The organism is Streptomyces sp. NPDC050439 (genome assembly GCF_040655335.1).
Classification (GTDB): domain Bacteria; phylum Actinomycetota; class Actinomycetes; order Streptomycetales; family Streptomycetaceae; genus Streptomyces.
Genome location: NZ_JBFAJT010000003.1, coordinates 150,770 through 164,253 on the forward strand (window position 1 = coordinate 150,770; position 13,484 = coordinate 164,253).

At 70.5% G+C, this 13,484-nt stretch carries 12 protein-coding genes; 9 read left to right on the forward strand and 3 right to left on the reverse strand.

Annotated elements, in window-relative coordinates:
- Nucleotides 1-159: 159 nt before the first annotated feature.
- From AB0I66_RS13810 to AB0I66_RS13825, 4 genes are all read left to right on the forward strand, one after another.
- On the forward strand, nucleotides 160-972 hold the full coding sequence (locus AB0I66_RS13810) for an AAC(3) family N-acetyltransferase (RefSeq protein ID WP_363208040.1): 813 nt from the start codon (nucleotides 160-162) through the stop codon (nucleotides 970-972).
- Between the two features lie 46 nt (nucleotides 973-1,018).
- Nucleotides 1,019-1,945, forward strand: a complete 927-nt coding sequence (locus AB0I66_RS13815) for an ABC transporter ATP-binding protein (protein WP_363208041.1) — start codon at nucleotides 1,019-1,021, stop codon at nucleotides 1,943-1,945.
- Nucleotides 1,942-2,712 carry an ABC transporter permease gene (locus AB0I66_RS13820; protein WP_363208042.1) on the forward strand — a complete coding sequence of 257 codons (771 nt, stop codon included), beginning with the start codon at nucleotides 1,942-1,944 and terminating at the stop codon, nucleotides 2,710-2,712. The genes AB0I66_RS13815 and AB0I66_RS13820 overlap by 4 nt, the downstream gene beginning before the upstream one ends.
- Before the next feature lie 89 nt (nucleotides 2,713-2,801).
- Nucleotides 2,802-3,809, forward strand: coding sequence for a COX15/CtaA family protein (locus AB0I66_RS13825; RefSeq protein ID WP_363208043.1), 1,008 nt, complete (start codon nucleotides 2,802-2,804; stop codon nucleotides 3,807-3,809).
- A 2-nt stretch (nucleotides 3,810-3,811) separates the two neighbouring features.
- On the opposite strand, the gene AB0I66_RS13830 is transcribed toward AB0I66_RS13825, so the two are convergent.
- The 3 genes from AB0I66_RS13830 to AB0I66_RS13840 form a co-directional block, all read right to left on the reverse strand.
- A complete protein-coding gene (locus AB0I66_RS13830) occupies nucleotides 3,812-4,900 on the reverse strand; it encodes an amidohydrolase (protein WP_363208044.1) in 1,089 nt (362 codons plus the stop codon).
- 100 nt (nucleotides 4,901-5,000) lie between these two features.
- On the reverse strand, nucleotides 5,001-5,348 hold the full coding sequence (locus AB0I66_RS13835; RefSeq protein ID WP_363208045.1) for a hypothetical protein: 348 nt from the start codon (nucleotides 5,346-5,348) through the stop codon (nucleotides 5,001-5,003).
- Between the two features lie 94 nt (nucleotides 5,349-5,442).
- Nucleotides 5,443-6,396 (reverse strand): heme o synthase, encoded by a 954-nt coding sequence (locus AB0I66_RS13840; RefSeq protein ID WP_363208664.1) that lies wholly within the window; start codon nucleotides 6,394-6,396, stop codon nucleotides 5,443-5,445.
- Nucleotides 6,397-6,784: 388 nt separating this feature from the next.
- Here AB0I66_RS13840 and tkt point away from each other — a divergent pair, with 388 nt between their 5' ends.
- From tkt to pgl, 5 genes are read left to right on the forward strand one after another with little or no spacing between them, the layout of a single operon-like run.
- Nucleotides 6,785-8,878: a transketolase gene (tkt, locus tag AB0I66_RS13845; RefSeq protein ID WP_363208046.1), complete on the forward strand. Its 2,094-nt coding sequence runs from the start codon at nucleotides 6,785-6,787 to the stop codon at nucleotides 8,876-8,878.
- Nucleotides 8,879-8,913: 35 nt separating this feature from the next.
- A complete protein-coding gene (tal, locus tag AB0I66_RS13850) occupies nucleotides 8,914-10,032 on the forward strand; it encodes a transaldolase (protein WP_363208047.1) in 1,119 nt (372 codons plus the stop codon).
- Nucleotides 10,029-11,561: a glucose-6-phosphate dehydrogenase gene (zwf, locus tag AB0I66_RS13855; RefSeq protein ID WP_363208665.1), complete on the forward strand. Its 1,533-nt coding sequence runs from the start codon at nucleotides 10,029-10,031 to the stop codon at nucleotides 11,559-11,561. The genes tal and zwf overlap by 4 nt, the downstream gene beginning before the upstream one ends.
- Nucleotides 11,558-12,583 carry a glucose-6-phosphate dehydrogenase assembly protein OpcA gene (gene opcA, locus AB0I66_RS13860; RefSeq protein WP_363208048.1) on the forward strand — a complete coding sequence of 342 codons (1,026 nt, stop codon included), beginning with the start codon at nucleotides 11,558-11,560 and terminating at the stop codon, nucleotides 12,581-12,583. The genes zwf and opcA overlap by 4 nt, the downstream gene beginning before the upstream one ends.
- Nucleotides 12,580-13,359: a 6-phosphogluconolactonase gene (gene pgl, locus AB0I66_RS13865; protein ID WP_363208049.1), complete on the forward strand. Its 780-nt coding sequence runs from the start codon at nucleotides 12,580-12,582 to the stop codon at nucleotides 13,357-13,359. The genes opcA and pgl overlap by 4 nt, the downstream gene beginning before the upstream one ends.
- Nucleotides 13,360-13,484: the final 125 nt, after the last annotated feature.

The window sequence follows — 13,484 nt, forward strand, 5'->3', positions numbered from 1 at the left end:
CGCCATTGTTGCGTAATTCCTCAGAGCCTGACAACCCGCGTCAGGATCACGGTCCGGTGCGCTGCATCACTTAGGCATACCTAAGCTGACCTGCGGAAATGATCACTGATCGATCAAATCGGTGGCGCGGGACGGCGGGGGCGTACAGACTCCCTGACCATGTCGACACCCCCTCCCACCGGGCCTTTGTGTACGCGCGCGTCCCTCGCGGCCGACCTCCGCGAGCTCGGCGTGAGCCCCGGCGAGACCCTCCTGGTGCACTCCTCGCTGAGCGCGCTCGGCTGGGTCGTCGGAGGCCAGATCTCCGTCGTCCAGGCGCTCCTCGACACGCTGGGCCAAAAGGGCACGCTCGTGGTCCCCACCCAGTCCAGCGACAACTCCGACCCGGCCGAGTGGGAGAACCCGCCCGTGCCCGAGTCCTGGTGGCCCGAGATCCGCGCGTCCATCCCCGCCTACGACCCGCGCACCGCCCCCACCCGGGGCGTCGGCGTGATCCCCGAGACCGTACGCACCTGGCCCGGCGCCCTGCGCAGCGCCCACCCCCAGACCTCCTTCGCGGCGGTCGGCCCCCGCGCGCAGGCGCTCCTGGAGGAGCACGCCCTTGACTGCCGCCTCGGCGAGCGCAGCCCGCTGGCCCGCCTGGAGGCATCGGGCGCCCGGGTCCTGCTGCTCGGCGCGGGCTACGACTCCTGCACCTCCTTCCACCTGGCCGAGTACCGCCTCCCGGCCCCAGAGGCCGAGAACTCCTTCGCGGTCATGACCCCGCAGGGCCGCCGCTGGATGACGGTGCGCGAGACCTCGATCTCCGAGGAGCGCTTCGACGAACTCGGCGCGGATTTCGAGCGGGACCGCCCCGTGGTGCGCAGGAAGGTGGGCGCCGCCACGGCCCGCCTCTTCCCGGTGGCCGACGCGGTCGCGTACGCCGAGCGCTGGCTCGACACCCACCGCTCGCGCGCCGAGTGGGCGGGCTGACAGCCCCCTGCCCACGCCCCTCCTCCCCCTCTCTAGACTTCCCGGCATGGGAATTGAGTCCGTCGTCCAGGTCACCGGCCTGGTCAAGCGGTACGGCAAGAAGACCGCGGTGGACGGCCTCGACCTCCGGGTCCGCGCGGGCACCGTCACCGCGGTCCTCGGGCCGAACGGCGCCGGGAAGACCACCACGATCGAGACCTGCGAGGGCTATCGCAGGCCGGACGCGGGCACGGTCCGCGTCCTCGGCCTCGACCCGGTCCGCGAGGCCGGCGCGCTGCGCCCCCGCATCGGCGTGATGCTCCAGTCCGGCGGCGTCTACTCCGGCGCCCGCGCCGACGAGATGCTGCGCCACATGGCGAAGCTGCACGCGCACCCCCTGGACGTGGGCGCGCTGATCGAGCGCCTGGGTCTGGAGAGCTGCGGCCGCACCACCTACCGGCGCCTGTCCGGCGGCCAGCAGCAGCGCCTCGCGCTCGCCATGGCCGTGGTCGGACGGCCCGAGCTGGTCTTCCTGGACGAGCCGACCGCGGGCCTCGACCCGCAGGCACGCCGCGCCACCTGGGATCTCGTACGCGATCTGCGCACCGACGGCGTCAGCGTCATCCTCACCACGCACCACATGGACGAGGCCGAGCAGCTCGCCGACGAGGTCGCCATCATCGACGCGGGCAAGGTCATCGCCGAGGGCACGCCGGAGGAGCTGTGCCGTGGCGGTGCCGAGAACACCCTGCGCTTCTCCGGACGCCCGGGACTCGACGTCGGCTCCCTCCTCAAGGCGCTCCCGCCGGACTCCGCGGCGGCCGAACTCACCCCGGGCGCCTACCGCGTGAGCGGCACGGTCGACCCGCAGCTGCTCGCCACGGTCACCTCCTGGTGCGCCCAGCACGGCGTGATGCCGGAAAAGATCGCCGTCGAACGCCACACCCTGGAAGACGTCTTCCTGGAGCTCACAGGCAAGGAGCTGCGCGGATGAGCGCCGCCGGTACGTACACGCCGAAGCCGGGCGCCGCCCCGCTCCCCCGCATGATCGCCGCGCAGGCGGCGCTCGAGACGAAGATGCTGCTGCGCAACGGCGAGCAGCTGCTGCTGACCGTCGTCATCCCCACGCTGCTGCTCGTGCTGTTCAGCGCGGTCGACATCGTGGACACCGGCGAGGGCAAGGCCGTGGACTTCCTCGCGCCCGGCATCCTCGCCCTCGCCGTGATGTCGACGGCGTTCACCGGGCAGGCCATCGCCACGGGCTTCGAGCGCCGCTACGGCGTCCTCAAGCGGCTCGGTGCCTCACCCCTGCCCCGCTGGGGCCTGATGGCGGCGAAGACCCTGTCGGTCCTGGTCACCGAGGTCCTGCAGATCGTGCTCCTGACGGTGATCGCCTTCGCGCTGGGCTGGTCACCGCACGGCAACCCCTTCGCCGTACTCCTTCTCCTGATCCTCGGCACGGCGGCCTTCTCGGGCCTCGGCCTGCTGATGGCGGGCACCCTGAAGGCCGAGGCGACGCTCGCCGCCGCGAACCTGGTCTTCCTGCTCCTGCTGGTGGGCGGCGGCGTCATCGTGCCGCTGGACAAGTTCCCCGACGCGGCCCAGTCGGTGCTCGGCCTGCTGCCGATCTCCGCCCTCTCCGACGGCCTGCGGGACGTGCTCCAGGACGGCGCGGGGATGCCGTGGGGGAACCTGGCGATCCTGGCGGTCTGGGCGGTCGTCGGGCTCGGCGCCGCGGGCAGGTTCTTCCGCTGGGAGTAGCCGCCGGACCCCCGCGTCCGGCGTAAGCCGCGTCACAGAAGCACCGGATACGTCCCCCTCGTGAAAGCTTGCACAAGCGGCCCCCTACGATGGTCCCCGTGCCAAACGTGACCCGAGCCGACGCCGTCTCCGCCGTGCGCAACCCGCTCGCCTTCATCGCCGAACGCTGGACCCCGCAGCAGCGGACCGTCCAGCGTGCCGCCCTCATCTCGCTCGCGATGACGGTGTGCATCGTGGTCACCGGCGGCGCCGTCCGGCTGACCGGATCAGGCCTCGGCTGCCCGACCTGGCCCAAGTGCACGGACGACTCCCTGACGGCCACCCACGAGATGGGCCTCCACGGAGCCATCGAGTTCGGCAACCGCATGCTGGCGTACGTGCTCTGCGCGGCCGTCGGCTGGGCGATCATCGCGGCGCGCTCGCAGAAGCCGATGCGGCGCAGCCTCACCCGGCTCGGCTGGGCCCAGTTCTGGCTGGTCATGGGCAATGCGATCCTCGGCGGCATCGTGGTGCTCGTCGGCCTCAACCCGTGGACGGTCGCGGCGCACTTCCTGCTCTCCACCGCCCTGATCGCGGTCGCCGTCACGATGTGGCAGCGCACCCGCGAGGGCGACGGTGAGGTACGTCCGCTGGTCGGCAAGGCCGTGGCGCAGCTTGTGTGGTTCCTGGTCGCGGCGTCCGCGCTGCTCATCGCGGTCGGCACCGTCGTGACGGGCTCCGGGCCGCACGCCGGTGACTCCAGCGAGGTGCCGCGGATGGGCTTCGACTGGGAGACCGTCAGCAAGCTGCACGCCGTGCTCGCCTGGATCGTGGTGACACTGACGTTCGCCCTGTGGTTCGTCCTCAAGGCGGTCGACGCCCCCAAGGGCCCGCTGCACCGCACCCGCGACCTCTTCCTGATCCTGCTCGCCCAGGGCGCGATCGGTTACGTCCAGTACTTCACGGATCTGCCCGAGGTCCTGGTCGGCCTGCACATGTTCGGCTCGTGCGTGGTCTGGATCGCCGTGCTGCGCGTCCTGCTGTCGCTGCGCGAACGGCCCTACCCCTCCGCCGGTCTGCCGGCCCAGGCCGACGACTCGCGGCTCTCGGCGGTCTGACCTCAGTCGTCGGTCAGGCCGTACACGCGGCGGGCGTTGCCCGCCGCGATGAGCCCCGCCACCCGCTGCGCGTCCGGCAGCGACCACGCGCCCTCCGCGACCCACCCCCCGAGCACCCGCCCCAGCGCCTCCCCGAAGAGCCGTGCACCCACCACGTGCAGCTCGGGAAGCCCGTGCGCGCCGCTGGAGAACAACAGCTTGCCGAAGGGCGCGAGCTCCAGGATCTCCGCGAGCACGGCGGCCGCGCGAGCGCCCGTGCGCACCAGGGCGGGCCCCAGATCCGCGTACACGTGCGGGAAGAGACCGGCCAGGTCAGCGGCGTTGCGGTGGTACGGATAGCCGTGCAGCAGGACCAGATCGGTGCCGAGCCCCGCGGTCGCCCGCGCGAACCCGCCGAAGTACCCCTGCGGGTCGCCGGACCCCGCGTGCAGTTGCAGCGGACGCCCCGACGCGACGGCGATCCAGAGCAGATGCCGGAGCAGCACCGGGTCCTGGAGCGCCCCGCCCACCTGCCGCCGGGCCAGCCAGCGTCCCGCCGCCCCTCGCACCTCCCCGGGACCCGGCGGCTCGGGTGCCAGGGCGAGGCTGCGCCGGACGCCCGCCACGGAGGTGAAGGCGACGGCGTTCGCGGCGGCCGCGTGCACGGACTCGGCGAGGTTGGCGAGGAACGAGTCGACGGTGCCGGAGGTGTCGGCGACCTGTTCGGCCAGTAATTCCAGGCGGACGATCTCACGGGCGTCGGCGTCACCGGCCGACGCCATCTCGCCGGGCCCCGTCAGATCGCCGGGCAGCCCCGTGTCGACCAGATACGTCGTGATGCCGCTCCCCCGCAGCAGCCGTCGTCCCGCCTCCAGAACGCCCAGGTCACGGCGGCGGGCGAGGTAGCGGGCGGGCGGGCAGTGCGGTTCGAGGCCGAGCAGCGGCGGGCACCAGCGGCGCACGGCGAAGCCCGTCTGGGTGTCGAAGAAGGTGGTGCCGGGCGCGGGCGGGCCCTCACCGCGGCCGAGATGGGCCTCGAAGGTGCCGAGGCCCAGCTCCGTACGCAGCACACCGTGGCAGTACTGGTCCACCAGGGACGGCGTTTCGATCATCCGGGCTCCCGGTAGACGGACGTGCTCCTACCGTCCTAACGGGTGACCCGGGTGTCAGGTGTTGCTCACGGCCGTTCTGTCCGCCACGGCCTCGATGCCGTCAGCCGTTGCTCTTGCCGCCGAGCTGGATGCCGGCCATCCGCGACCACTCGTACGGGCCGGTCTCCACCTTGGCGGCGAAGTCACCGTCGAAGTCCTCGTGGACGGTGATCCCGGCCTTCTCGACGGCGCTCTGCGCGATCTCGTAGGTGGGGGCCACCAGGTCGCCCCAGCCGCCGTCGTCGCCGACCAGGACGATGCGGGTGCCCTCGTGCCCGATGTACGCGACCTGCCCCTCGGCACCGCCGTGCGCCTGGGCGAAGGCACCGATCTGCTTGGCAAGCTTGGCCGCCTTCTTGTCCGCGCGGGCTGCCTGCTTGCTGTCCTCGACCTGCTGCGTCTCTGCCATGAGCAGGATGCTACCGACGGGTAGATCAACTGGCGACGGGCGGGGCACGTGGCGTTCAACACCACGTGCCCCGCCCGCCGGGAAAGTCCTGGGCTCAGCGAAGGAAGGGGTCCACCGCGACCGCCACGAACAGCAGCGAGACGTAGGTGATCGACCAGTGGAAGAGCCGCATCTCCTTGAGCTTGCCGCCCGTGACCTCGGCCTTGGCGCGGTTCTGCAGGCCGTGCGCCTCCCACAGCCACCAGCCGCCGGTCACGAAGGCGACCACGGTGTAGAACCAGCCGGTGTAGCCGAGCGGCTGAAGCAGCAGCGAGACGGCGACCATCACCCAGCTGTAGAGGACGATCTGCCGCGCGACCACCTTGTTCGACGCGACGACCGGCAGCATGGGCACGCCCACGCGCGCGTAGTCGTCCTTGACCTTCATCGACAGCGGCCAGTAGTGCGGCGGCGTCCAGAAGAACATCACGAGGAAGAGGATGACCGGCGCCCAGGAGAGCGAGTTGGTCACCGAGGACCAGCCGATGAGCACGGGCATGCAGCCCGCGATGCCGCCCCAGACGATGTTCTGCGAGGTGCGGCGCTTAAGGATCATCGTGTAGACGACCACGTAGAAGAGCAGGGCGCCCAGGGCGAGCCAGGCGGACAGCCAGTTGACGGCGAGGCCGAAGAGCAGCGTCGAGCCGACCGCGAGGGCGATGCCGAAGGCGAGGCACTCCCGGGGGCTGACCATTCCCGTGACCAGGGGCCGCTGGGACGTACGGTCCATCAGGGCGTCGATGTCACGGTCGATGTACATGTTGAGCGCGTTCGCGCCGCCCGCCGAGAGGTAGCCGCCCAGGCAGGTCACGAAGACCAGCCAGAGGTCGGGCACCCCCTGCTCGGCGAGGAACATCACCGGAACGGTGGTGATCAGGAGGAGTTCGATGATTCGCGGCTTGGTCAGCGCCACGAACGCCATGACACGGGCCCCGAGCGGCCGGTGGCTTGGGCTAGAGCTCGTCCCAATTGCTCCCGCTGGACGGGATTCAACGGCCGTCACGCACACCCCTGACAGAGACTTCCCAGCAAGCCGCGTCGGACGTTCAGACATGAAGATCCGGTAAAGGCTCGCGCGTACCACGCCACTGTAGACGTTGCCCATACCTCGCCCATCGCGGGGGTGGGGTCGTGTTGAGCGGCGTGTTGGTGCGCCCGAAACGCGGCCCGACACCCGTTCAGATGAGCGGTCCCGCACTCGTTGTGGGAGTCCAGATGAGCGGCTTGCGGATCACATGGTGAACACCGTGGATCCCTTTCGGGAGGCGGATGGCGGCGCACCCCGGCACTCTGGAATGACTCGAAAAAATGCACGTCTTTACAGCGGTAGGCTCGACATCGGCCGGTGGGATCTACATCGCCGGCATTCGACATGTGGAGAGGAGCCCTGACTCAGGGTGAGCACCAAGCCGACCACCACAGACCTCGAGTGGACCGAACTGGACCAGCGGGCTGTTGATACTGCCCGCGTCCTGGCCATGGACTCCGTACAGAAGGTCGGCAACGGCCATCCTGGTACGGCCATGAGCCTCGCGCCCGCCGCGTACACCCTCTTCCAGAAGGTGATGCGGCACGACCCCGCGGACGCCGAGTGGACCGGGCGCGACCGGTTCGTCCTTTCCGCGGGCCACTCGTCCCTGACCCTCTACATCCAGCTCTACCTGGCCGGCTTCGGCCTGGAGCTCGATGACCTGAAGGCGTTCCGCACCTGGGGCTCGAAGACCCCGGGCCACCCGGAGTACGGGCACACCACGGGCGTGGAGACGACGACCGGCCCCCTCGGCCAGGGCGTCGCCAACGCCGTGGGCATGGCGATGGCCGCCCGCTACGAGCGTGGACTGTTCGACCCGCAGACCGCTGCCGGCGAGTCGCCGTTCGACCACCACATCTTCGCGATCGCGGGCGACGGCTGTCTCCAGGAGGGCATCTCCGGCGAGGCGTCGTCGCTGGCCGGGCACCAGAAGCTCGGCAACCTCGTGCTGCTGTGGGACGACAACCACATCTCCATCGAGGGCGACACGGAGACCGCGGTGTCCGAGGACACCATGAAGCGGTACGAGGCCTACGGCTGGCACGTCCAGCGCGTGGAGCCCAAGGAGAACGGCGACCTCGACCCGGCCGCCCTCTACCGGGCGATCCTGGCCGCGAAGGCGGAGACGGAGCGCCCCTCCTTCATCGCCATGCGCTCGATCATCGCCTGGCCCGCTCCGAACGCGCAGAACACCGAGGCCGCGCACGGCTCGGCGCTCGGCGACGAAGAGGTCGCGGCCACCAAGCGTGTCCTCGGCTTCGACCCGGAGAAGAACTTCGAGGTCTCGGACGAGGTCCTCGCGCACACCCGCGCCGCCCTCGACCGCGGCCGTGACGCCAAGGCCGAGTGGGAGAAGGGCTTCGCCGCCTGGCGCACCGCCGACTCCGCGCGCGCCGCCGAGTTCGACCGCGTCGCCGCGGGCGAGCTCCCCCAGGGCTGGGAGGAGAAGCTCCCGGTCTTCGAGGCGGGCAAGGGCGTCGCGACGCGTGCCGCGTCCGGCAAGGTCCTGCAGGCGCTCGGCGCGGTGATCCCCGAGCTGTGGGGCGGCTCCGCCGACCTCGCGGGCTCGAACAACACCACGATCGACAAGACGTCGTCGTTCCTCCCGGCGGGCAACCCGCTGCCGGAGGCGGACCCGTACGGCCGCACGATCCACTTCGGCATCCGCGAGCACTCCATGGCCGCGGAGATGAACGGCATCGCGCTGCACGGCAACACCCGCATCTTCGGCGGCACCTTCCTGGTGTTCTCCGACTACATGCGCAACGCCGTCCGTCTCTCCGCGCTGATGCACCTCCCGGTGACGTACGTGTGGACGCACGACTCCATCGGTCTCGGCGAGGACGGCCCGACGCACCAGCCGGTCGAGCACCTGGCCTCGCTGCGCGCCATCCCGGGCCTGAACGTGGTCCGCCCGGCGGACGCGAACGAGACCGCCGTCGTGTGGCGCGAGATCCTCAAGCGCTACACCAAGGAGTTCGGCAAGGGCGCCCCGCACGGCCTCGCGCTGACCCGTCAGGGCGTGCCGACGTACGACCGTGAGGTCACCGAGGGCGCCGTCAAGGGTGGCTACGTACTCTTCGAGGCCGACGGCGGCACCCCCGAGGTCGTCCTCATCGGCACGGGCTCCGAGGTGCAGCTCGCCGTCGAGGCGCGCGAGCAGCTGCAGGCCGCGGGTGTTCCCACGCGCGTCGTCTCGATGCCGTGCGTCGAGTGGTTCGAGGCGCAGGACCAGGGGTACCGCGACAGCGTCCTTCCGCCGTCCGTCAAGGCGCGCGTGGCGGTCGAGGCGGGCATCGGCCTGACCTGGCACCGCTTCGTGGGTGACGCCGGGCGCATCGTCTCGCTGGAGCACTTCGGTGCCTCGGCCGACGGCAAGGTGCTGTTCCGCGAGTTCGGCTTCACCGCCGACGCGGTCGCATCGGCCGCCCGGGAATCGATCGACGCCGCTCAGCGCTGACGCCGACATACGACCAAGTAGGAGATGTAATCCTCATGACAGACGCACTCAAGCGCCTTTCCGACGAAGGCGTCGCGATCTGGCTGGACGACCTGTCGCGCAAGCGGATCACGTCCGGCAACCTCGCCGAGCTGATCGACCAGAGCCACGTCGTGGGCGTCACGACCAACCCGTCGATCTTCCAGAAGGCGATCTCGCAGGGCGACGGTTACGACCAGCAGCTCTCCGACCTCGCATCCCGCGGTGTCACCGTCGAAGAAGCCATCCGCATGATCACGACGGCGGACGTCCGTGACGCCGCCGACATCCTGCGCCCGGTCTTCGACGCGACGGGCGGCCAGGACGGCCGCGTGTCGATCGAGGTCGACCCGCGCCTGGCGCACAACACGAAGTCGACGGTCGCCGAGGCCAAGCAGCTCGCCTGGCTGGTGGACCGCCCGAACACGCTCATCAAGATCCCGGCGACGAAGGCGGGCCTGCCCGCGATCACCGAGGTCATCGGCCTGGGCATCAGCGTCAACGTCACGCTGATCTTCTCGCTGGAGCGTTACCGCCTGGTCATGGACGCGTACCTGGCCGGCCTGGAGAAGGCCAAGGAGCGCGGCCTGGACCTCTCCAAGATCCACTCGGTGGCGTCCTTCTTCGTGTCCCGCGTGGACACCGAGATCGACAAGCGCCTGGACGCCCTGGGCACCGACGAGGCCAAGTCCGCCAAGGGCAAGGTCGCGCTCGCCAACGCCCGCCTGGCGTACGAGGCCTACGAAGAGGTCTTCTCGTCCGACCGCTGGGCCGCGCTGGACAAGGCGCAGGCCAACAAGCAGCGTCCGCTGTGGGCCTCGACCGGCGTCAAGGACCCGGCGTACAAGGACACCCTGTACGTCGACGACCTGGTCGCGCCGAACACGGTGAACACGATGCCGGAGGCGACCCTCGAGGCCACCGCCGACCACGGCCAGATCACGGGCAACACCGTGGCCGGTACGTACGACACCGCGCGCGCTGAGATCGCGGCCGTCGAAAAGCTCGGCATCAGCTACGACGAGGTCGTGCAGCTGCTCGAGGACGAAGGCGTCGAGAAGTTCGAGGCGTCCTGGAACGACCTGCTCAAGTCCACCGAGGCGGAGCTCAAGCGCCTCACCCCTTCGGAGGGCTGACCATCTTGTCAAGCAGCAATCCGCTGCGTGACGCCGCAGACCGACGGCTCCCGCGTATCGCGGGGCCGTCGGGCCTGGTCATCTTTGGCGTCACGGGCGATTTGTCCCGTAAAAAGCTGATGCCCGCTGTCTATGACCTCGCCAACCGTGGCCTGCTGCCGCCGGGCTTCTCGCTCATCGGCTTCGCGCGCCGCGACTGGGAGGACGAAGACTTCGCCCAGGTCGTCCACGACGCCGTCAAGCAGCACTCCCGTACGCCGTTCCGCGAAGAGGTCTGGCAGCAGCTCATCCAGGGGATGCGCTTCGTCCAGGGCAACTTCGACGACGACGACGCCTTCGAGCAGCTCAAGGCCACCATCCAGGACCTCGACAAGGCACAGGGCACGGGCGGCAACTTCGCCTTCTACCTGTCGGTGCCCCCGAAGTTCTTCCCGCAGGTCGTCCAGCAGCTCAAGAAGCACGAGCTCGCGGACGCCCCGCAGGGTTCCTGGCGCCGCGCGGTCATCGAGAAGCCCTTCGGACACGACCTGGCGTCCGCCAAGGAGCTCAACTCGATCGTGCACGAGGTGTTCGACCCGGACCAGGTGTTCCGGATCGACCACTACCTCGGCAAGGAGACCGTCCAGAACATCCTGGCGCTCCGCTTCGCCAACCAGATGTTCGAGCCGATCTGGAACCGGTCGTACGTGGACCACGTCCAGATCACGATGGCCGAGGACATCGGCATCGGCGGCCGCGCCGGCTACTACGACGGCATCGGCGCCGCCCGTGACGTCATCCAGAACCACCTGCTCCAGCTGATGGCGCTGACCGCGATGGAGGAGCCCGCCTCCTTCGACGCGAACGCGCTGGTCGCCGAGAAGGCGAAGGTCCTCGGCGCCGTGCGGCTGCCCAAGGACCTCGGCAAGAGCACGGTCCGCGGCCAGTACGCCGCAGGGTGGCAGGGCGGCGAGAAGGCCGTCGGCTACCTCCAGGAAGAGGGCATCGACCCCAAGTCGAAGACGGACACCTACGCGGCCATCAAGCTGGAGGTGGACAACCGCCGCTGGGCGGGTGTCCCCTTCTATCTCCGTACGGGCAAGCGCCTGGGCCGCCGCGTCACCGAGATCGCGGTCGTCTTCCAGCGCGCGCCCCACTCCCCCTTCGACCACACGGCGACGGAGGAGCTGGGCCAGAACGCGATCGTCATCCGTGTCCAGCCCGACGAGGGCATCACGGTCCGGTTCGGCTCCAAGGTGCCCGGCACCTCGATGGAGATCCGCGACGTGTCGATGGACTTCGCCTACGGAGAGTCCTTCACCGAGTCCAGCCCGGAGGCGTACGAGCGCCTGATCCTGGACGTCCTGCTCGGCGACGCCAACCTCTTCCCGCGCACGGAGGAGGTCGAGCTCTCCTGGAACATCCTCGACCCGATCGAGGAGTACTGGGACAAGCACGGCAAGCCCGCGCAGTATTCGTCCGGGACCTGGGGCCCGTCCGAGGCGGACGAAATGCTCGCACGAGACGGACGGAGCTGGCGTCGCCCATGAAGATCGACCTTACGGACACCACGTCCAGCAAGATCAACAAGGCGCTCGTGAAGGGGCGCAGGGCGATCGGCACCCCGGCCGTCGGCATGGTGCTCACCCTCGTCATCGTGACCGACGAGGAGAACGCCTACGACGCCCTGAAGGCCGCCAACGAAGCGTCCCGCGAGCACCCCTCGCGCAAGCTGGTCGTCATCAAGCGTGCCGCGCGCTCACCCCGTGACCGCACGACGTCACGCCTCGACGCCGAGGTGCGGGTCGGCGCGGACGCGGGCACCGGCGAGACGGTGGTCCTGCGGCTCTACGGCGAGGTCATCAACCACGCCCAGTCGGTCGTCCTGCCGCTGCTGCTTCCCGACGCCCCCGTGGTCGTGTGGTGGCCGGTCAACGCGCCGCTCAACCCGGCCAAGGACCCGCTCGGCGCGCTCGGCCAGCGCCGCGTCACGGACACGTACGCCGCCGAGCAGCCGATCCACGAGCTGACCGCGCGCGCCGATGCCTACCACCCCGGCGACACGGACCTCTCCTGGACCCGGATCACCCCGTGGCGCTCGATGCTCGCGGCCGCTCTCGACCAGATCGCCTGCAAGGTGACGTCGGTCGAGGTGGAGGGCGAGGAGTTCAACCCGAGCTGCGAGCTGCTCGCCATGTGGCTCGCGGACCGGCTCTCCGTCCCCGTGAAGCGCTCGCTGTCCGCGGGCCCCGGCCTCACCGGCGTACGCATGGACACCGACTGCGGTCCCATCGTGCTCGGCCGGGCCGACGGCTCGCTGGCCACGCTCTCCATCCAGGGGCAGCCCGACCGCGCGGTGGCGCTCAAGCGCCGCGAGACGGCCGAACTGATCGCCGAGGAACTGCGCCGTCTCGACCCGGACGACACCTACGCGTCCGCGCTGAGGTACGGCGTGGACCGCCTGGGCGAGTACGAGGCGACCGCGGTCCCCGCAGTGGAGGAGCCCGCGGAGGCGGCGAAGAAGAGCGCTCCCGCGAAGAAGACCGCGGCCAAGAAGGCGGCGACCAAGTGAGCGCGGCCCCGCAGCTGGTGGTGCACCGCGACAAGGAGCTGATGGCGCAGGCCGCCGCGGCCCGCCTCATCACGAAGATCGTCGACGCGCAGGCCGCCCGCGGCTTCGCGTCGGTGGTCCTCACCGGCGGACGCAACGGCAACGGCCTGCTCGCGGCGCTGAGTTCGTCCCCGGCGAAGGACGCGATCGACTGGTCGCGCCTGGACCTGTGGTGGGGCGACGAGCGCTTCCTGCCGGACGGCGACCCGGAGCGCAACTACACCCAGGCCAAGGAGGCACTGCTCGACTCGGTGCCCCTGAACCCGGCCCGGGTGCATCCGATGCCCGCGTCGGACGGCGCGTACGAGGTGGACGCGGCGGCCGGGATGTACGCGGCCGAGCTCACCGCGGCCGCGGGGCCCGAGGACCATGGTCCGGTGCCGACGTTCGACGTGCTGATGCTGGGCGTCGGTCCGGACACCCATGTCGCCTCGCTCTTCCCGGAGTTGCCCGCGGTCCGTGAGACGGAGCGGACGGTGGTGGGCGTGCACGGCGCGCCCAAGCCGCCGCCCGTGCGCATCACGCTCACGCTCCCGGCGATCCGGTCGGCGCGTGAGGTGTGGCTGCTCGCCGCCGGCGAGGACAAGGCCAACGCCGCGGCGATGGCCCTGTCGGGCGCGGGCGAGGTGCAGGCGCCCGCCGCGGGCGCGTACGGCAGGTCACGGACGCTGTGGCTGCTCGACAAGGCGGCGGCCTCACAGCTGCCGCGCGACCTGTATCCGCCGGCTTCTCCCTGAGCGACACTGAACGCGAGGCGGGGGGGGGGGGGGGGCGCGCGGGGGGGGGGGGGGGCGGGGGGGGGGGCGCCCCCCGCCCGCCGGGCGCGGGGAGTGGTGATAATTGGCCCGCGACCCGGCCCGCG

Bases quoted from the DNA above. Each gene is read 5' to 3' on its own strand.
- AB0I66_RS13830 (WP_363208044.1), bottom strand. From the start codon at position 4,900: ATGATCGAAACGCCGTCCCTGGTGGACCAGTACTGCCACGGTGTGCTG.
- AB0I66_RS13810 (WP_363208040.1), top strand. From the start codon at position 160: ATGTCGACACCCCCTCCCACCGGGCCTTTGTGTACGCGCGCGTCCCTC.
- tal (WP_363208047.1), top strand. From the start codon at position 8,914: ATGACAGACGCACTCAAGCGCCTTTCCGACGAAGGCGTCGCGATCTGG.
- opcA (WP_363208048.1), top strand. From the start codon at position 11,558: ATGAAGATCGACCTTACGGACACCACGTCCAGCAAGATCAACAAGGCG.
- AB0I66_RS13815 (WP_363208041.1), top strand. From the start codon at position 1,019: ATGGGAATTGAGTCCGTCGTCCAGGTCACCGGCCTGGTCAAGCGGTAC.
- AB0I66_RS13825 (WP_363208043.1), top strand. From the start codon at position 2,802: ATGGTCCCCGTGCCAAACGTGACCCGAGCCGACGCCGTCTCCGCCGTG.
- AB0I66_RS13835 (WP_363208045.1), bottom strand. From the start codon at position 5,348: ATGGCAGAGACGCAGCAGGTCGAGGACAGCAAGCAGGCAGCCCGCGCG.
- AB0I66_RS13820 (WP_363208042.1), top strand. From the start codon at position 1,942: ATGAGCGCCGCCGGTACGTACACGCCGAAGCCGGGCGCCGCCCCGCTC.